Annotated in this window: 17 protein-coding genes; 5 read left to right on the top strand and 12 right to left on the bottom strand. The window is 66.8% G+C overall.

Annotated elements, in window-relative coordinates; all coding sequences use genetic code 11:
* Positions 1 to 6 precede the first annotated feature (6 nt).
* The gene (locus B6S44_RS19070) at positions 7 to 1,230 is read left to right on the top strand and encodes an MFS transporter (protein ID WP_129158449.1); all 1,224 of its coding nucleotides are present in this window, start codon (positions 7 to 9) and stop codon (positions 1,228 to 1,230) included.
* Positions 1,231 to 1,328: 98 nt separating this feature from the next.
* Here the strand turns inward: B6S44_RS19070 and B6S44_RS19065 are convergent, their stop codons facing one another.
* Positions 1,329 to 2,453, bottom strand: coding sequence for a zinc-dependent alcohol dehydrogenase family protein (locus B6S44_RS19065; RefSeq protein ID WP_129158448.1), 1,125 nt, complete (start codon positions 2,451 to 2,453; stop codon positions 1,329 to 1,331).
* A 72-nt stretch (positions 2,454 to 2,525) separates the two neighbouring features.
* Complete coding sequence (locus B6S44_RS19060; protein ID WP_129158447.1) at positions 2,526 to 3,488, bottom strand: LysR family transcriptional regulator; 963 nt, start codon at positions 3,486 to 3,488, stop codon at positions 2,526 to 2,528.
* Between the two features lie 202 nt (positions 3,489 to 3,690).
* Between B6S44_RS19060 and B6S44_RS19055 the strand changes: the two genes are divergently transcribed.
* Positions 3,691 to 4,677: an MBL fold metallo-hydrolase gene (locus B6S44_RS19055; RefSeq protein ID WP_129158446.1), complete on the top strand. Its 987-nt coding sequence runs from the start codon at positions 3,691 to 3,693 to the stop codon at positions 4,675 to 4,677.
* Here the strand turns inward: B6S44_RS19055 and B6S44_RS19050 are convergent.
* Positions 4,644 to 4,982, bottom strand: a complete 339-nt coding sequence (locus B6S44_RS19050; RefSeq protein ID WP_465246132.1) for a winged helix-turn-helix transcriptional regulator — start codon at positions 4,980 to 4,982, stop codon at positions 4,644 to 4,646. The two genes, B6S44_RS19055 and B6S44_RS19050, sit on opposite strands and share 34 nt — an antisense overlap.
* A gap of 187 nt (positions 4,983 to 5,169) precedes the next feature.
* On the opposite strand from B6S44_RS19050, the gene B6S44_RS19045 reads away from it, so the two are divergent.
* Complete coding sequence (locus tag B6S44_RS19045) at positions 5,170 to 6,159, top strand: NADPH:quinone reductase (RefSeq protein WP_129158444.1); 990 nt, start codon at positions 5,170 to 5,172, stop codon at positions 6,157 to 6,159.
* Here B6S44_RS19045 and B6S44_RS19040 read toward each other — a convergent pair.
* The 8 genes from B6S44_RS19040 to B6S44_RS19005 form a co-directional block, all read right to left on the bottom strand.
* Positions 6,156 to 8,051: a bifunctional sugar phosphate isomerase/epimerase/4-hydroxyphenylpyruvate dioxygenase family protein gene (locus B6S44_RS19040; RefSeq protein ID WP_129158443.1), complete on the bottom strand. Its 1,896-nt coding sequence runs from the start codon at positions 8,049 to 8,051 to the stop codon at positions 6,156 to 6,158. The genes B6S44_RS19045 and B6S44_RS19040 overlap by 4 nt on opposite strands.
* A gap of 3 nt (positions 8,052 to 8,054) precedes the next feature.
* Complete coding sequence (locus B6S44_RS19035) at positions 8,055 to 8,792, bottom strand: ABC transporter ATP-binding protein (RefSeq protein WP_129158442.1); 738 nt, start codon at positions 8,790 to 8,792, stop codon at positions 8,055 to 8,057.
* A gap of 210 nt (positions 8,793 to 9,002) precedes the next feature.
* Positions 9,003 to 9,746, bottom strand: coding sequence for an ABC transporter ATP-binding protein (locus tag B6S44_RS19030; protein WP_129158441.1), 744 nt, complete (start codon positions 9,744 to 9,746; stop codon positions 9,003 to 9,005).
* Positions 9,743 to 10,756, bottom strand: a complete 1,014-nt coding sequence (locus B6S44_RS19025; protein WP_129158440.1) for a branched-chain amino acid ABC transporter permease — start codon at positions 10,754 to 10,756, stop codon at positions 9,743 to 9,745. The genes B6S44_RS19030 and B6S44_RS19025 overlap by 4 nt, the downstream gene beginning before the upstream one ends.
* Complete coding sequence (locus B6S44_RS19020; RefSeq protein WP_129158439.1) at positions 10,753 to 11,631, bottom strand: branched-chain amino acid ABC transporter permease; 879 nt, start codon at positions 11,629 to 11,631, stop codon at positions 10,753 to 10,755. The genes B6S44_RS19025 and B6S44_RS19020 overlap by 4 nt, the downstream gene beginning before the upstream one ends.
* A gap of 110 nt (positions 11,632 to 11,741) precedes the next feature.
* A complete protein-coding gene (locus tag B6S44_RS19015; protein ID WP_129158438.1) occupies positions 11,742 to 12,878 on the bottom strand; it encodes an ABC transporter substrate-binding protein in 1,137 nt (378 codons plus the stop codon).
* Between the two features lie 65 nt (positions 12,879 to 12,943).
* Positions 12,944 to 13,828 (bottom strand): shikimate dehydrogenase, encoded by an 885-nt coding sequence (locus tag B6S44_RS19010; protein WP_129158437.1) that lies wholly within the window; start codon positions 13,826 to 13,828, stop codon positions 12,944 to 12,946.
* 169 nt (positions 13,829 to 13,997) lie between these two features.
* A complete protein-coding gene (locus B6S44_RS19005; protein ID WP_129158436.1) occupies positions 13,998 to 14,912 on the bottom strand; it encodes a LysR family transcriptional regulator in 915 nt (304 codons plus the stop codon).
* Positions 14,913 to 15,066: 154 nt separating this feature from the next.
* Here B6S44_RS19005 and B6S44_RS19000 point away from each other — a divergent pair, with 154 nt between their 5' ends.
* Positions 15,067 to 15,522 (top strand): hypothetical protein, encoded by a 456-nt coding sequence (locus B6S44_RS19000; RefSeq protein WP_129158435.1) that lies wholly within the window; start codon positions 15,067 to 15,069, stop codon positions 15,520 to 15,522.
* A 12-nt stretch (positions 15,523 to 15,534) separates the two neighbouring features.
* Positions 15,535 to 16,767: an HlyD family secretion protein gene (locus B6S44_RS18995; protein WP_129158434.1), complete on the top strand. Its 1,233-nt coding sequence runs from the start codon at positions 15,535 to 15,537 to the stop codon at positions 16,765 to 16,767.
* Positions 16,768 to 16,801: 34 nt separating this feature from the next.
* Here the strand turns inward: B6S44_RS18995 and B6S44_RS18990 are convergent, their stop codons facing one another.
* Positions 16,802 to 17,080, bottom strand: coding sequence for a hypothetical protein (locus B6S44_RS18990; protein WP_129158433.1), 279 nt, complete (start codon positions 17,078 to 17,080; stop codon positions 16,802 to 16,804).
* Positions 17,081 to 17,126 lie beyond the last annotated feature (46 nt).

Genomic DNA, 17,126 nt, shown 5'->3' with positions numbered 1-17,126 from the left:
GTCAAAATGACGAATGAAAATCAAACAGCTTCGAAGGCGCCCCGGATACCCCCGGCAGCCTATGCGCTCTGCCTGTGCATCGGGCTGGTCGGCGCCAACTCGCTGGCGTTGGGGCCGATCGCGCCGCGCGTCGCCGAAAGCTTCGCCAGCGACGTGCCGGCGGTGATGATGGCCTCGGCCGCCTTCGGCATTGGTACGGCAGCGAGCGCCCTGCTGCTCGCCGGCTTGATCGATCGCTTCGGCGCGGGCCGCATGTTGCGCTATGCCCTGATCGCCTTCCTGGTCGCGCTCGCGGCGAGCGGGGCAGCGCCGGTTCTCTCGGCCTTCGTCGGGGCGCAGTTGCTGGCGGGCCTCGCTGCCGGTCTGGCGCTGCCGTCGATCTATACGCTTGCCGCGCTGGCGGCGCCGGCTGGTCGCGAGAGCGACACGCTCGGCGTCGTCCTGTTCGGCTGGACGCTCAGCATGGTCGCCGGCGTCTCGCTCTCGGCGGTGGTTGCCGACCTCTTCGGCTGGCGCATGGTCTACGCCATCGTCGTCGTCGCCGGGGTCGCGGCGATGGCTGGAACCACCAAACTGACCGCGGGCGGCACTGCGACCGGGCGCGCCGCACCATCGCCGCTCTCGGCCTTGCGGGTTCCCGGCATCGCGCCGCTGCTGCTCGCCTGCGCCGCCTTCATGGCCTCGTTCTACGGCGTCTACGCCTATGTCGGCGATCATCTGCATCGCGTGCTGGGTCTGCCGGTCAGCGCCGGTGGCCTGCTCGCTTTGTGTTACGGCCTCGGCTTCGGGGCGACGACGTTCCTCGACCGCTGGATCGACCGCCTCGGCCCGGCTCGCCTGCTGCCGATGTTCTTCGCAGTGGTCGGCGCTGTCTATCTGGTGATGAGCCTGGTCGCTGCGTCTTATCCCGCTCTGCTCGCCGTGGTGTTCTTCTGGGGCATGGCCAACCATGCCGGGCTGAACGTGCTGATCCTCCGGCTGGGCGCACTCGATGCCAGCCGCCGCGGTGCGATCATGGGGCTCAACAGCAGCGTGACCTATCTCGCGCTCTTCGCCGGGACGACGGGCTTCGGGCCGCTCTATGCCCGTGCCGGCTTTCCGGCACTTGCCGGACTGGCGGTCGCGCTGATGCTGGTGGCGGCTCTCGCCGCCGCGCTGGCGCCTCGCTCCGTCATTCCGGGGCAGGCCGCAGGCCTGAGCCCGGAACCCAGAACCGATGCGGGTTCTTGATAGTACTGGGACTGCCAGCCTCTTCCGGAAACGGCATCGGTTCTGGGTTCCGGGCTCGCTGCTTCGCAGCGCCCCGGAATGACGACGCCGGGCTGATCTTACATCTGTATGACGTGGCGGATCGTCCGGCCCTCGTTCAGCGCGTCGAAGCCTTCGTTGATCCCCTCGAGCGGGCTCGAGCTGGTCCAGAGCTTGTCGACCGGCATCCGGCCGCGCAAATAGAGCTCGATGAAGCGCGGGATGTCGCGCACCGGGATGCAGGAGCCGACATAGGAGCCCTTCAGAGTCCGCTCCTCGCCGACGAGCCTAACCGGCGCCAGAGCCATGGTGTGGGCGGGGTTGGCGAGGCCGGCGGTCGTCGTGGTGCCGCCGCGCCGTGTGACCTGGTAGGCGAGCTCCAGCGCTTTGACCGAGCCGGCCATCTCCAGCCCGTGATCGACACCTCCTCGGGTCGCGGCCCGGATCGCCTCGACCACATCGGGCGCGCCGGCGTTGAAAGTGTCGGTCGCGCCGAGCTCGCGGGCGATTTTCAGTTTCTCATCCGACAGGTCGACGGCGATGACACGGGCGGCGCCGCAAGCGGCGGCGCCGAGCAGGGCCGAGAGGCCGACGCCGCCGAGGCCGACGACCACGACGGTTTCGCCGGCACGGACCTTGGCTGTGTTCACCGCGGCGCCGACGCCGGTCAGCACGGCGCAGCCGAACAATGCCGCGATCTCGTGCGGGATATCAGCCTCGATCTTCACCAGCGAATGGCGCGACATCACCGCATGCTCGGCGAAGGCGGAGACGCCGACATGATGGTACACCGGCTTGCCGTTCTGCGAGAGTCTGCGCCCGCCGGCCATGAGTTCGCCGACGCCGTTGGCGGCGTTGCCGGGCTCGCACAAGGCGGGGCGCCCCTCGCTGCACGGCGCGCAATGGCCGCAGGAGGGCACGAAGACCATGACGACACGGTCGCCTTTCCTGAGATCGGTGACGCCGGGGCCGACCTCCTCGACTTCGCCCGCCGCCTCATGGCCGAGCACCATCGGCACCGGGCGTGGCCGGTTGCCGTCGATCACCGAGAGGTCGGAATGGCAGAGGCCCGCGGCGCGGACCCTGACCAGCACCTCGCCCATTCCAGGCGGGGCGAGCTCGACCTCCTCGATCCGGAGCGGCTTCGACTGCGCATAGGGCGCGGCGACGGGACTGGCATGCAGGACGGCGGCGCGGGTCTTCAAGACGTATCCTCGTGGCTGATCTGCAGGCGAGTGTTCGGCTGGTCGCGCCGCCTGTCAAAGACGAAATCCCGATCAGCCGTATAAGGCCGGCGGATCGCTCTCGTCGCCGAGCGTCGCGGTCCAGCTCTCCTCGGTGACGAGGCCGCGCAGGATCTCCCAGGAGAGCTGGCCGATGGCGCGGGCTGCGGCCGTCATCGGCCGCTCGGTCGAATAGGCGAGATAGACCTTGCGATAGAGCGAAGGCTGCTCGATCGGCCAGGTGTGGAAGACTCCAGCCTTCTCCTGCGCCCTGACCGCCATGCGCGGCAGGATGCCATAGCCGAGCCCGCGCTCGGCCAGGCGCTTGATCTGGGCATAGGATTCGATCTCGACCGCAGCGTGGACGGTGGCGTTGATGCCCGCTGCCGCTTCGTCGATCTGGTCGCGCAGGCCATGGCCCGGCCCGGGCAGGATCAGGTCGAGCCCGGCCGCCTCGGTCAGCGTCACCGCCTTGCCGGGCGGGGTCCCGAGCGCCGTCAGGGCCGGCACGCCGAACAGGCAGAGCTCCTCGGTCAGGATGTGGTGGATGCCGAGCCCCTTCGGGTCCGAGGTCGAGTAGATCACCGCAAGATCGACCTCGCCCTTGCGCAGCCAGTCGAGCACGAAGCCGCTCATCGCCTCGGCGATGCGGATGCGCACATCCGGATAGCGCTCCTGCGTCGCCTCGATCAGCGGCACGCTGAACTGCTCGCTGACAGTGCCGGGCAGGCCGATGCGGACCTCCCCGGCCGGTGCCGCCTGCTCGCCGCGGACGCTGTCGCGCAGTTCGGCGAATTCGGCGAGGATGGTGCGGGCCTTGGCGAGCAGACGCTCGCCGGCCTCGGTCGCCTGCACGCCGCGGGTACCGCGATGCAGCAGGGCAACGCCGAGCTCGTCTTCCATATGGCGCAGATGCTGGCTCAGCGCCGGCTGCGCCACCCTTAGCTTGACTGCTGCCTTGGAGAACGAGCCCTGTTCGACGATGGCCGTGAAATAGCGCAACTGGCGCAGATCCATCGCCGCCCGATCCCCCATTGGTTTTGTTTCGTCTCGCCGCGAGGGCGGCAGCTTTCGCTTATGCAGACTAGAGCGAAGCCTTATTGGCCGTCCACTCCGCAGGCGTGCATCTTTCCCCTCCGGCAAGGCCTGACGCGACACAAGGCCGCCCGGCGAAGAAGACGGCGCCCGACGCCGCTCCCCTTTCATCCGGAGGAACGCCATGTCGAAGCTGCTCATTCCCTCCCTCGATCGCCGCGGTTTCCTCTCGGGCGCGGCCGCGCTCGCCGCCGGTGCGACCTTGCCCAGCGGCGTCCTTGCCAAGGCCCCGCTCGCGAACAGCCAGGTGCCCTATTACTACCGTTTCATGCTCGGCCAGGCCGAGATTACGGTCGTCTCGGACGGGCCGTTGCCGCTCGGCGATCCCGGCTCCAGCTTCCTCGGCCTGCCGAAGGAGCAGGTCTACGGCCTGCTGGAGACAAACTTCCTGCCCAAGGACAATGTCGTGCTCGAGCAGAACATCCCGATCGTCAATTTTGGCGACCGGCTCGTGATGTTCGACACCGGCATGGGTTTCTCCAAGGCCTTCGGGCCGACCACTGGGCGGCTGCTGAAGAGCATGCAGGAGGCCGGCATCGACCCGGCCTCGGTCGACGCCATCGTCTGCAGCCACGCCCATATCGATCATACCGGCGGCATCTGCTCGGCCGAGGGCAAGCCCAACTTCCCCAACGCGCAGATCTATATCAGCCAGGTCGACCATGATTACTGGCTCGACGATGCCAGGCTCGGTTCGCCGTTCAAGGCCTTTGGCGAGCATGCCCGCGCCAATCTGCGTCCGGTGCGCGACCGCATCGTCTTCTTCAAGGATGGCCAGGAGTTCCTGCCGGGCATCACCGCGATCTCGGCGCCGGGCCACAGCCCCGGCCACACCATCTTCAACGTCTCCTCCGGCGGGAAGTCCTTCACCTTCCTCGGCGATCTCACCCACCACCCGATCCTTTTGACCGAGAATCCGCGCGTCGAGTTCGCCTATGACTGGGACCCGAAGCAGTCGGTGCAGTCGCGGGTCAGGCTGCTCACCATGCTGGCCGAGCAAAAGATCCCCGTGATGTCCTATCACTTCGCCTGGCCGGGCTTCGGCAATCTCGCCAAGGCCGGCGACGGCTTCCGCTACTATCCAGCGCCGATGCAGATGCTGCGCGGCTGAGCTGTTCCTCCCCCGGACTCAGTCTCCGCAGCGTCCATGCGCGCCTGGAAGCTCTGGCCCCAGGCGCGCATGGCGAGCAGCACTGGCTCCAGCGAGAGCCCGAATTCGGTCAACTCGTACTCCACCTTCGGCGGCACCTCCGGGTAGACGATCCGGCGCACGACGCCATCCGCTTCCAGCTCGCGCAATTGCAGGGTGATCATCCGCGGCGTCGCCCGTGGCGTCAGTCGGCACAGGGCGTTGAAGCGCAGCTTGCCGCGCAAAAGCTGGAACAGCAGCACCGGTTTCCAGACCCCGCCGATCACCGACAAGGTCGCCTCGACGCCGCAGCCTGTGCGAGCCGCAGGTTCGCGTCGTGGTCGTGTCCCGGTTGCATGCGCGCTCTGAAGGGTAGTTACATCCATGATAGTACATGTTCTCTTTGTACGTACTTGTTCCTGATGATCTATGACGACACTTGCCTGCTTCCGCAATCGAACAGGAAGCATGGCGATGAAGGCAGCATGGTATGAACGCAAGGGGCCGGCGAGTGAGGTCCTGCAGGTCGGCGAGCAGCCTCAGCCAGTCGCCGGGCCGGGCGAATTGCTGATCAGGGTCCGCGCCAGTGGCATCAACCCGTCGGACTGGAAGGGCCGCGCCGGCTGGCTCGGCCGCGACCAGATGCCGTTTCCATTGATCATCCCGCACCAGGACGGCGCCGGCGAGGTCGTGGCTGTCGGCTCGCCCGAGCTGGAGAGCCGTGTTGGCGAGCGTGTCTGGTTCTATGAGGCGTCGCTCGGCCGGCCCTTCGGCGGAGCGGCGGGCTATGTCGCGCTGCCGGCGCGGCAGGTGCAGCCCTTGCCGGCTGGCGTCTCCTTTGAGGAAGGAGCCTGCCTCGGCGTGCCGGCGATGACGGCGCATCGCTGCGTCTTCGCGGATGGGCCGGTTGCCGGCAAGGTCGTGCTCATTACCGGCGGTGCCGGCGCGGTCGGTCGCTACGCCGTCCAGTTCGCCAAACAGGGCGGGGCGCGGGTGATCACGACCGTCAGCCGCGAGGAGCAGGCGCGCTCCGCCAAGGCGGCGGGCGCCGATCTCGTGCTCAACCGCCTCTCCGACGATCTGGCGGCACGCATTCGCGAGTTCACCGGCAAGGAACGTGGTGTCGATCGCATCGTCGAGGTCGCTTTCGGCGCCAATCTCGATCTGACCATGCGGGTGCTGGCGCCGCGCGGTGTGGTTGCGACCTATGCTTCCGATGCGAAGCCCGAGCCGGCGCTGCCGTTCTGGCCTCTGATCACGCTCGATGCGACGATCCGCTTCGTCCTCGTCTATGTCATGGATGCGGCCGCGCATGATGCCGCTGCAACCGCGATCGGTGACGGGTTACGAGACGGTTGGCTCAGCCACGAGATCGCCGCGCGCTTCCCACTCGATCAGGTCGCGCAGGCGCATGAGGTGGTCGAGAGCGGCCGCGCCGTGGGCAAGGTCGTGGTGACGAGCTAGTCGTCGTGCAGCGGGCGCGGCACCGTCACGGGCCGCGCCTCGCGCGCCTGCGCTGCCAGCCGCACCGGCGCATTGACCGCGCCGAACCCGCCATAGCCACCGCGCCGCTCGACGATCTCGAAGAAGAAGCGCTGCGCGAAGACGTGGGTGTAGACCTGCAGGAACTCGGCTTCGCCGTCGCGGTCATAGAGGATGTGGTGCTCGCGCAGCCGGTCGAGGAAGGCCGGCTCCAGCCCGTAGCGGGCCTCCAGGTCGTCGTAATAGTTCTCGGGGATATCGAGGAAATCGAGCCCGGCGGCGCGCATCGCGGTCACGGCCGCGAAGATGTCCGGCGAGGTGAAGGCGATGTGCTGCACGCCCGAGCCGAAATGCTCAGAGACGAAACGCGAGGACAGTGTCCGCGTCGCCTGCGAGCCGTTGAGGATGAGGCGGACCGAGCCATTCGCAGCGACCAGCGGCCGGCTCTGCACCAGCCCGGCGGGATCGGCAATGGCGAGCTGCGGGATGCGGTCGAGCGCAAAGAGCGAGGTGTAGAACAAGAGCCAGGACAGCATCTCGTCATAGTCCATCGACTGCGAGATATGGTCGACGTCGGTGAGCAGGGCAGGGGCGCTGCTGCTGCCGTCGATCGCGATGAAGTCGTCATGCCAGCTCTGGGCGCCATCCGGGCGCGGTTCGGTGAAGTAGATCAGGCTGCCGCCGACGCCGCGGATCGCCGGGATTTCCATCTCACCAGGCGCGACACGCTGCTCGAAGGTCGTGTCCTTCAGCGCTCGGGCGCGCGCCATCGTCGCCGCGACATCGGCGACCCGCAGCGCCAGTGCGCAGACGCCGGGTCCGTGCATGATCGCATGCGACTGAGCGAAGCCGTCCTTCTCGGTGTTGACGATCAGGTTGATGCCGCCCTGGCTCCAGCGCGTCACCGCCTTGCTGCGGTGCTCGCCGCTTCTGTGGAAGCCGAGCGCCGAGAACAGCGCGGTCAGCGCTTGCGCCGGTTCCTCGTCCAGCGCGAATTCGATGAACTCGACGCCAAGCAGCGGCGCGCGGTCCGGTATCTCGGCCTTCGCGGGATTGTTCAGCCGAGCCGTCTGGTCGGCGAGTTGGATCAGCGAGCGCAGGCCATCGACCGCGACGCGCTTGGCCGAGCCGGCGCGGAACTGGTCGTTGAAGATCTCGAGCGAGAGCGGGCCGCAATAGCCGGTCGCCTCGACCGCTCGGAGGAAATCGGCGACGGGCAGGTCACCCTGGCCGGGGAAGTTGCGGAAATGCCGGCTCCAGCTCAGCACGTCCATGTCGAGCAGCGGGGCATCGGCGAGCTGGACCAGCTCGATCCGGTCGCCGGGGATCGAGGCGATCGGCTCCAGCGGCGAGCGCCGCGCCAGCGTGTGGAAGGAATCGAGGATCAGGCCGATGCGCTCATGGTTCGCCCGGCGCACGATCTCCCAGGCGTCGCGATAATCGTTGACGTGCTTGCCCCAGGCCAAGGCCTCGAAGCCGACGCGCACGTCATGCTTGCCGGCGAGGTCGCCGAGCTCGCTGAGATCGTGGGCCGCACGGTCGATGCCGCCCAGCGATTGCGGCGAGACGTTCGAGCAGATCAGCATCAACCCGGCGCCGAGCTCGTTCATCAGCTCGAATTTGCGCCGCGCCCGCTCGAAGGTGCGTGTGCGCAGCGGCTCCGGCATGCCCTCGAAATCACGGAAGGGCTGGAAGGCAACGATGGCGAGGCCGAGATCGGCGATCATCCTGCCGACATCGCGCGGATTGCCGTCGAAGGTCAGGAAGTCGTTCTCGAAGACCTCGACCCCGTCGAAGCCGGCTGCGGCGATGGCCTGCAGCTTGTCGGCGAGATCGCCGGAGAGCGAGACGGTGGCGATCGAGGTCGGGTTCATGGTTCAGGCCGCTTCCGTCATCGCGCCGCCGAGGAAGAGTTGGGCGACGCGGGGGTCGGCGAGAATGTCCGCTGCCGGGCCCTGCATGCGGGTCTGGCCGAGCTCCAGCACCAGGCCTTCGTCGGAGATTTCCAGCGCCGAGCGGGCGTTCTGCTCGATCATCAGGATGGTGACGCCCTTGGCGCGCAACTCCTTCAGGATGTCGAAGGTCTCCTGCACCAGCATCGGCGAGAGGCCGATCGAGGGCTCGTCGATCAGTACCAGCTTGGGGTCGAGCAGTAGCCCGCGCACGATCTCGAGCTGCTTCTGCTGGCCGCCGGAGAGCGTCGAAGCCTGGACGTCGGCCTTGGCGCGCAGTGACGGGAAGCGGTCGAGGGCCGCCTCGATGCGCTTTGGCATATCGGTGATCTGGTTGCCGGCCGCGACCGCTCCGAGCTCGATATTGTGGCGCACCGAGAGCTCGGGGAAGATGTTGCGGCCCTGCGGCACGTAGCAGATGCCGGCTTCGAGCAGCTTGCGCTGGTTCCAGTTGGTGATCTCCCGGCCTTCCAGCCGGATATGGCCCTCGCGCACCTTGAGCAGGCCGAAAATCGCCTTGAACACGGTGGACTTGCCGGCGCCGTTCGGGCCGATGACCGTGGTGATCGCGGCGCGCGGCACCTTGAAGGTCGTGCCGTTGAGGATGGTCATGGCGCCGTAGCCGCCGACTACGCCGTCGAGTTCCAGGATGGGGGTGGTCATGGCCGGCTTCCCTTCGATGCGAGGAACCGCGGGAGCCCTCCCTCCTTGTGGGGGAGGGTTGGGAGGGGGGTATCGAGGTCGCAGAGTTGGAGGTGGCTGACTGGTCCGTCGCCGAGGGTGGCATACCCCCCTCTCCAGCTCTCCCCCACAAGGGGGGAGAGAGGAGCAAGGCCGACCGATGGCGAGGTGTTGCTGACGCGGCCGTGCATGTCAGTGCCCCAGATAAGCTTCGATGACTGCCGGATTGGCGCGGACCTCGGCCGGCGTGCCCTCGGCCAGGACCTTGCCCTCGGCCAGCACGATGACGCGCGAGCACAGCGACATCACGAAATCCATGTTGTGCTCGATCACCACGAAGGTCGCGCCCTGCTCGGCATTGATGGCGCGCAGGCGCTCCTTGAGGTCGCCGAGCATGGTCAGGTTGACGCCGCCGGCCGGCTCGTCGAGCAGGACGAGGCGCGGGCCCGCCATGAAGGCCATGGCGGCGTCGAGCAGCTTCTGCTGGCCATAGGACAGGCCGCCGGCCTTGGCGTCGGCGAGATGGCCGAGCTTGAAGAAGCCGATCATCTGCTCGGCCTTTGCCGTCAGCCCGGCATCGCGCGACCCGAAGAAGCGCGAGAGCATCGTGCCTTCGTGCTCCTGGCCGGCGAGGATCAGGTTTTCGCGCACCGAGAGCTCGGGGAAGACCTGCAGCAGCTGGAAGGTGCGGCTGACGCCGAGCCGGTTGAGCTCGGAGGGGCGCATGTTGGTGACGTCGCGCCCGTCGAGCTTCACCGCGCCCTCGGTCGGCTCGAGCTGGCCGAGGATGCAGTTGAACAGGGTCGACTTGCCGCAACCGTTCGGGCCGATGATGCCGAGGATCTCGCCTTCGTTGACCTTGAAGGAGACGCCGTTCACCGCCTTGATGCCGCCGAAGGCCTTGTGGAGGTTCGAGACTTCGAGGACCTGGTTCATCGCGCGCCCTCCTTCTTGCCGGTGAGCTTGGCCCAGCCGCGTTCGAGCAGGCCGCTCATGCCTTGCGGGCAGGCGATCAGCAGCAGCATGACGATCGCCGCGAAGATGATCAGGTAGAGCGAGCCGGCAAAGCGCAGCCATTCCGGCAGCACGACGCCAAGCAGCGCCCCGATGAAGGGCCCGAGCAGATAGCCGGCGCCGCCTGCGACCACCATCAGCAGCAGGAAGAAGCTCTGTGACAGCGAGAAGGGCGAGGGGTCGATGAACTCGACGAGTGGCGCATAGAGCGCGCCGGCAAAGCCGGCATAGGCCGAGCCGATCGCGAAGGCGAGCAGCGTGTACATGCGGGTGTCGATGCCCAGACTCGCGGCACGGATGGGGTTCTCGCGCAGCGCCGTAAAGGCGCGGCCCCAGGGCGAACGGATCATCCACCAGAGCACAGCCGCGAGCAGGAAGGTGACGACCACGACGAAGCGGTGGAAGGCAAGCGCCCCGTCGAGCTTGAGGCCGAAGAAGCTCGGCCGCGGGATGTTGGAGAGACCGAAGACGCCGCCGGTCAGCCATTGCTCATTGCGCAGAACGAGCCAGATGAGCGTCGAGAAGGCGAGGGTGACGAAGGCTAGGTAGTGCGCCTTGACCCTGAGCGCCGGGAAGCCGAGCACGAGCCCGACCGCGAAGGTGAGCAGGCCAGAGATCGCAAAGGAGGCGTACCAGTTCAGCCCGACCTTGCTGGTGAGCAGCGCCGTCGCATAGGCGCCGATGCCCATGAAGGCGGCCTGGGCCAGCGACTTCAGGCCGGCATAGCCGAGCGTCAGGTTGAGGCCCATCACGGCGACGCTCATCACCAGCCAGAGCGAGAGCACATAGGTGCCGTAGCGGCCCATGCCTGATGGAGCGAACCAGAGGATGACCGCGGCGGCGACCAGCGTCAGCAGCGTGCCGTCGACGAAGGTGGGCAGCGGCAGGCGGCGCGCTGCCGGGGCGGCACTGTGGGTTGCGGGCGCGGTCATACCCGGCGCTCCTCTTTGCGGCCCATCAGGCCTTCCGGCTTGACGAGGATGACGATGACCAGGAGCACGAGCGGTACCGCGAGCCGGTAGGAGGTCGAGATGTAGGCGGCGGCCATGCTGTCGACGATGCCGACGATCAGTCCGCCGACAAGGGCGCCGCGGACCTGGTTGAAGCCGCCGACGATCGCCGCGATGAAGGCGAACAGGCCAATCACCTCGCCATTCGAGAACTTTGCCAGATAGATCGGCGAGATCAGCACCGAGGCGACCACGGCGAGGGCCGCGTTGATCACGAAGGTCAGCAGCACCATGCGCTCGACCGGGATGCCGAGGATGCGCGCCACCGTCGGGTTCTGCGCGGTCGCCTGCATCTGGCGGCCAAGGCGGGTGCTGCCGACGAACCATTGCAGCAGGCCGATGACCGCGAACGCAACCGCGATGATCGCGACATGCTGCAGCGAGATCGCCGCGCCGAACACCGAGATCGTCTCGGTCGGGACGAAGGAGGGGAATTTCTGCGCCTCGGCCGAGAAGCCGTCCTTGGCGCCTTCCTTCATGATGATCGACAGCGCCATGGTGGCGATGGCGAGCGGCAATACGCCGTGCCGGATCATCGGGTCGACCACGGCGAGCTTGAAGCCGACGCCGAAGATCAGGATGAAGGCGGCGATGCCGATCAGGGCGCCGAGCCAGATCGGCGCGCCGAAGAGCTTGATCGCGAGCAGGACCAACACGGCCGGCAGCATGACGAACTCGCCCTGGGCGAAATTGATCGTCTGCGAGGTCTGCCAGACCAAGGTGAAGCCGATCGCGGCCAGGGCATAGATCGCGCCCGTGGCGATGCCGGCGATGAGGTAGGCGAGGAATTCGGCCATGGCTTTGCTCGCTCGGTGCGTTGAGCGTCATGGTCGGGGCTGACCCGACCATCTCTGGATATCGAGATTCTCGGGTCGGCGCGTCGCGCCGCCCGAGAATGACGCGCCTGTTACGGGTTGATCTTCGGCAGCGTCGCCGTGATCACCTGCTTGCCGTCCTTGACCTCGGCGAGGAAGCTCTCGCGGTCGAGGTCGCCGTTCTTCTCGACGGTGGTCTCGATCAGGATGCCCGGCTCTTCCGAGGTCTTGATCGTCGCGCCGCGCAGCGTGTCGGCGACGCCCTTCTTGTCGAATTTCTTCTGCTTCTCGGTCGCCCACTTGATCATGTGGACGGCCATGTAGCCCTTCAGGCCGTTATGGTCGGAGGCGTAGTTGTACTTGGCCTGGAACTTCTTGCCGAACTCCTGGAAGGCCGGGATCGGCGCGTCGATCGAGAGGCCGACATGGCCCTTGACGCCATTGGCCGCATCGCCCGCAAGCTCGATCACCTTCGATCCGAGTAGCGTCGTCTCGCCGACCATCGGCTTGGTGATGCCCTGCTGCTTGGCGGCGCGCAGGAAGCGGGCGCTCTCCTCCTCGTTCAGATAAACGAAGATTGCGTCGGCGTTCGAATTCTTGACCTTGATCGCGTCGGCGGCGAAGTCGGCCTGGCCCTGCTCGGTCGAGACGTCGACCGCGAGCTTGATGCCGGCCTTCTCGAGCTCGGGGATGATCGCGTCGCGCCCGCCCTTGCCGAAGTCGTTGTTGACCCAGACGACCGCGACCGAGCCGGCCTTGACCGTCTCCTTCAGGTATTTGGCGATCTTGGGCATCGCCGCGCTCTGGCTGAGCGAGGTGCGGAACAGGTATTCGTTGCCCTGCTTGGTCAGGCCAGCCGCCTCGCCGCCGACGATCTGAGCGATTTCAGCGCGCTGGGCGATCTGCATGGAGGCGCCGATCGGGCCGGAGAAGACCGGGCCGAGCACGGCATAGGTGCCCTCGTCGATGGCGCGCTGCACGGCGGCGCGGGTGTTACCCGGATTGGTCTGGGTGTCGTAATGGACGATCTCGATCTGCTTGCCGAGGATGCCGCCCTTGGCGTTGATGTCGGCGACGGCGAGGTCGATGCCGTTCTTCCAGTTGGTGCCGGCGGTCGCGCCTGCGCCCGAGAGCTCGACGACGTCGACCAGCTTGACCTTGTCCTGCGCCAGCGCCGGCAGGCTGACAGCCATGCCGAGCGCGGCGGCGATGATCCAGTGCTTTTTCATTTTCGTTCCCTCCACTCGTCTTGTCGTTTCTTGATCCCCGCCCGGTGATATCCGGGTCGTCGTGCTCAGGCGGCTACTTGGGCGCCTTCGCGCGCCGCGATCACGGCGTCGAATGCCGCGCCGATGACTGCCTCCGAAACCTCCAGCCCGGTGAACAACCGGAAGGCGTCGACGCCCTGATGGACTGCGAGCTCGCGCCCGGTCATCACGGTGGCGCCGGCCTTTTGCGCCGCTTTCAGCAGCGGAGTAAAGAGCGGGTGATAGACCGCGTCCCCGACCCATTGCGACGCAAGGATCGCGTCCGCCGCGATCGGGATGCCACGGTCCGGCAGCATGCCGATCGGCGTGCCGTTGACGATGCCCGCGGCTCCCTCGGCCGCAGCCTCGGCGCTGTCGGAGATCACGGTCTCAACGCGTGTGCCCAGGGCGGCCGCGAGTGCTTCTGCCTTGCTGCGATCGGTGTCGTAGAGCCTGAGGCGACTGACGCCGCTGCCGGCGAGCGCGAAGGCGATGGCCTTGCCGACGCCGCCCGCGCCGATGATCGCGACCGGCTTGTCGCCATCCTGGCGGCCGAGCCGTCGATAGGCGGTGGCGAAGCCGGTGGCGTCGGTGTTGTGGCCGGTCAGTTTTCCGCCGTCGACGACGATGGTGTTGACCGCGCCCATCGCGGCGGCCTGGTCGGACAGCCCGTCGAGCAGCGGCAGGACCGCTTCCTTGTAAGGGTAGGTCACGTTGATGCCGGAGAAGCCGAGCCGGCGGATGCCGTCGAGCATGGCGACGAGATCGTCGCGCCCTGCGCCGGCGACCTCGATCAGATGGTAGTGCGCCTCGATGCCGGCGGCACGCGCCGCCGCTTCCTGCGCCGCTGGCGTTGCCGAATGCGCGATCGGCGAGCCGAGCAGCCCGAGCAGGACGCGTTTGCTCTTCTTGGCGGTGACGATGGTCGACATTCCACTCCCTCTGGAGCCGGATCCGGTCAGGCTGAATCAGCATGATCGGTGAATCCGCCTCTTACTTTTAGTTGGCGTCCGTCTCGGCAGGCTTGCGCATTAGCCTGAAGCTAAACCGATTTGCAGCCGTAACGCGATAACCAATTCGTCGCTACAGCCTAACCTGATGTTATCTTTCTGCCACAACCCTTGTTGAAACGACGGCAGTCATTTCCTCGCGCAGCAGGCGGACGAAGGTTTCGGCGTAGAGCGAGAGAGCCTTGTCGTTCTTCATCGCGACATAGGTCTGGAAATGGGTCGGCTCCTCGATCGGGATGGTGACGATCCCCTGCATCGAGCCGTGCGCCACGGTGAACTGGTCGATGATGGCGATGCCAAGGCCGGCCCGGACCAGCGTGCAGACCGTTGTCCCGAAACGTGCCTTGATCGCCATGTCGTAGCGGAGCTTCTGGCGCTCGAAGATCTCGCTCATGATTCGGCCATAGGGATCGTTCGGGTCGATGCCGATCAACTGATGCGTGACGATCTCTCGGGCCGAGATGCTGGTGCGGCCGGCGAGTGCGTGGTTCTGCGGGACGATGCAGAGCAGCTCACCCATCGCCAAGGGCATGAAGTCCAGCCCTGGATGATCGAGCTTGTAGCTCATCGCCACGATCTCGCCCTTGCCGAGCAGGAGATAATCCAGCGCCTCCTCGATCTTCAGGATGTTGATATCGATGCGCAGGTCGGGATGCTTGCGCCTGAGGCGCTCGATCGCGCGCGGCACCATGACATGGCAGATGCTCGGCACCGAGCCGAGTTTGAACTCGACATCGCCGCCGCGCTCGATCCGGGCCAGCATCGAGTGCAGGTCGTCGACCTTGCGGTAGACGCCGTTGATCTGCTCGAAGATGTCCTTGGCTTCCGGCGTCGGCACATAGCGCCCGTGCCGGCGGTCGAACAGCTTGAGGCGGAGCGTCCGCTCGGTGTGCTTCATCAAGCGGCTGATGCCGGGCGCCGAGACGTTGAGCAGCTTGGCCGCGCCGGCGATCGTGCCGGTGATCATGATCGCCCGGATCACCTCGATCTGGCGCAACGTGAGCATGGATGGCGTTTCCTCGCCGGCTTCTTGCCGATAGCGGAAGCGAGGGCTGGCTGCCTGTCAAGGCGCCTGGCGTCGGTCTGGGCGAAGCGAGTTGACTCTGGCTCGAATTGCCAGTCACCTGCCTCTACGTCGTCGATCGATCCGGGGGGATGATATGGCTGACCAGGCTCACCCGGTGGCGCCGCATCACCTGCCGGCATTCATCACCGATCCGGGCGGCACGGATTATCTGATGGTGGCCGCGGCGGTCATCCTGATCGGCGCCGTGCTGGGCATCGGCCTGCTCTTCCTGCGCCTGCATACCTTGCCGGAGCGCATCGCGCATAAATCCCACAAGCTGCAATTCGAGATCGTCGCCGTGCTCGGGCTGCTCGCTTTGTTCACGCATGTGCATCTGTTCTGGGTGATCGGCCTGCTGCTCGCTCTGATCGACGTTCCCGACTTCTCCGGCATGTTCAGCCGCATGGCAGGCGCGCTCGAGAAAATCGCCGGTATCGCGCCGGGCCGCGGCGGCGAGGCCGCTTCCGACGTGGAGCATGGAATCGCCCCGCTGGAGGGCGAACCGGCGTCCGCGCCGATCGCGGCCTCCGCGCCAGCCGGCCAGCATTGAGGGGAGGGGGCGATGCTCGAACTTCTCGTCTGCGCGCTCTTCACCATCGTCCCGGATTACCTCTACCGTCGCTATGGTCAGGGCAAGCGGCTGGGCAAGGAGATCACGCTCTACTCGGCCTGGTTCGAACTGCGTTGGGGCATCGTCACCTGCGTCATGCTGACGGTCGGGCTGATCACGGTGATCTTCTACAACCATCCCTCGACGACCAGCGCCACGGTGTTCTTCCGGAGCGTTCCGATCGTGCCGGAGATCAACGGCCGGGTGGCGCAGGTCCATGTCGGCGTCAGCGGCAAGGTGGCGCAGGGCGCGCCGATCTTCACGCTCGACAGCACCAGCCAGCAGGCGGCGGTCGAGACGGCGCGGCGCAAGCTCGCCGAGGTCGACGCGGCGCTCGTGGTCGCGAAGGCCGACATCCTCACCTATGACGGCAAGATCCAGGAGGCGAAAAGCGCGCTGCAGCAGGCGCTCGACGAGCTCCAGACCAAGCGCGAACTGAAGCGGCGCAATGACGACATCGTCGCGACCCGCGAGATCGAGCGGCTCGAGAACATCGTGGCAGGGCGCGAGGCCGCCGTTGCCTCAACGACGGCGTCGCAGGCGGCTGCCCAGACGAAAATCTCGACCTTGCTCCCGGCCGAGCGGGCCAGTGCCGAGGCTGCGTTGGCGCAGGCCGAAGTCGAGCTGAGCAAGACGGTCGTGCGGGCCGGATTCAACGGACATGTCGAGCAGTTCACGCTGCGGCCTGGCGACATCGTCAACCCGTTCATGCGCCCGGCCGGAGCGATCATCCCGGAGGAGGCCGGCCGCGGGCGGCTTCAGGCCGGCTTCGGCCAGATCGAGGCGCAGGTCATCAAGGTCGGGATGGTCGCCGAGGTCACCTGCATTTCGAAGCCCTGGACGGTCATCCCGATGGTCGTGACCGGCGTGCAGGACTTCATCGCGGCAGGCCAGATCCGCAGCGGCGAGCAGTTGATCGACGCCCAGCAGGTCGTGCGGCCGGGAACGATCCTCGCCTATCTCGAGCCGCTCTATCCGAACGGGCTCGACGGCGTGACGCCTGGCTCAAGCTGCATCGCCAACGCCTACAGCAACAACCATGACGTGATCGCGGCCAAGGACACCGGCACGCTTCGCCGCATCGCCCTCCATGCGGTGGACGCCGTCGGGCTGGTGCACGCCATGCTGCTGCGCATCCAGGCGCTTGTGTTGCCGATCAAGACCCTCGTCTTCAGCGGGCACTGAGCGCAGCGGCTGGTTTTCTGGCTCGGCTTGTCGGTCAGAAGCGTCGGCCGTCCCGGCGCTGTGCAACCGGCCGGGACTGCTTCTCCTGGCGGACCGTTGTGCCGAGCGATCGGAATGCTTCGACGCTGGCCGCACCGTTGCGCATTGCCGCATCCATGCGGCCATCATGCATCATCCCGTAATTCTCGAGCTGGGTATCATGGATACAGCCATCCATCCGGTTGCAGGCCGCCGCCGGGCCCGCGGGCAGGCTTCCTGCCAAGGCGATGATGGCCGACGCGGCGAGCGCGCCGCCGGTGATCCTTTGGATCATCGGCGTTCTCCATGGTCAGGCGGCGGAGATTCGCGGCGCCATGGGC

Source organism: Allobosea sp. Tri-44, assembly GCF_004123845.1.
Classification (GTDB): domain Bacteria; phylum Pseudomonadota; class Alphaproteobacteria; order Rhizobiales; family Beijerinckiaceae; genus Allobosea.
Note: the sequence above shows the minus strand (reverse complement) of the source record. Positions and strands in the feature narration are given on the sequence as shown.

What these genes read in the sequence shown, in the direction of transcription:
- B6S44_RS18995 (WP_129158434.1), top strand. Translation starts at nt 15,535, where the DNA reads ATGCTCGAACTTCTCGTCTGCGCGCTCTTCACCATCGTCCCGGATTAC.
- B6S44_RS19045 (WP_129158444.1), top strand. Translation starts at nt 5,170, where the DNA reads ATGAAGGCAGCATGGTATGAACGCAAGGGGCCGGCGAGTGAGGTCCTG.
- B6S44_RS19070 (WP_129158449.1), top strand. Translation starts at nt 7, where the DNA reads ATGACGAATGAAAATCAAACAGCTTCGAAGGCGCCCCGGATACCCCCG.
- B6S44_RS19030 (WP_129158441.1), bottom strand. Translation starts at nt 9,746, where the DNA reads ATGAACCAGGTCCTCGAAGTCTCGAACCTCCACAAGGCCTTCGGCGGC.
- B6S44_RS18990 (WP_129158433.1), bottom strand. Translation starts at nt 17,080, where the DNA reads ATGATCCAAAGGATCACCGGCGGCGCGCTCGCCGCGTCGGCCATCATC.
- B6S44_RS19005 (WP_129158436.1), bottom strand. Translation starts at nt 14,912, where the DNA reads ATGCTCACGTTGCGCCAGATCGAGGTGATCCGGGCGATCATGATCACC.
- B6S44_RS19040 (WP_129158443.1), bottom strand. Translation starts at nt 8,051, where the DNA reads ATGAACCCGACCTCGATCGCCACCGTCTCGCTCTCCGGCGATCTCGCC.
- B6S44_RS19010 (WP_129158437.1), bottom strand. Translation starts at nt 13,828, where the DNA reads ATGTCGACCATCGTCACCGCCAAGAAGAGCAAACGCGTCCTGCTCGGG.
- B6S44_RS19035 (WP_129158442.1), bottom strand. Translation starts at nt 8,792, where the DNA reads ATGACCACCCCCATCCTGGAACTCGACGGCGTAGTCGGCGGCTACGGC.
- B6S44_RS19025 (WP_129158440.1), bottom strand. Translation starts at nt 10,756, where the DNA reads ATGACCGCGCCCGCAACCCACAGTGCCGCCCCGGCAGCGCGCCGCCTG.
- B6S44_RS19000 (WP_129158435.1), top strand. Translation starts at nt 15,067, where the DNA reads ATGGCTGACCAGGCTCACCCGGTGGCGCCGCATCACCTGCCGGCATTC.
- B6S44_RS19015 (WP_129158438.1), bottom strand. Translation starts at nt 12,878, where the DNA reads ATGAAAAAGCACTGGATCATCGCCGCCGCGCTCGGCATGGCTGTCAGC.
- B6S44_RS19055 (WP_129158446.1), top strand. Translation starts at nt 3,691, where the DNA reads ATGTCGAAGCTGCTCATTCCCTCCCTCGATCGCCGCGGTTTCCTCTCG.
- B6S44_RS19060 (WP_129158447.1), bottom strand. Translation starts at nt 3,488, where the DNA reads ATGGATCTGCGCCAGTTGCGCTATTTCACGGCCATCGTCGAACAGGGC.
- B6S44_RS19020 (WP_129158439.1), bottom strand. Translation starts at nt 11,631, where the DNA reads ATGGCCGAATTCCTCGCCTACCTCATCGCCGGCATCGCCACGGGCGCG.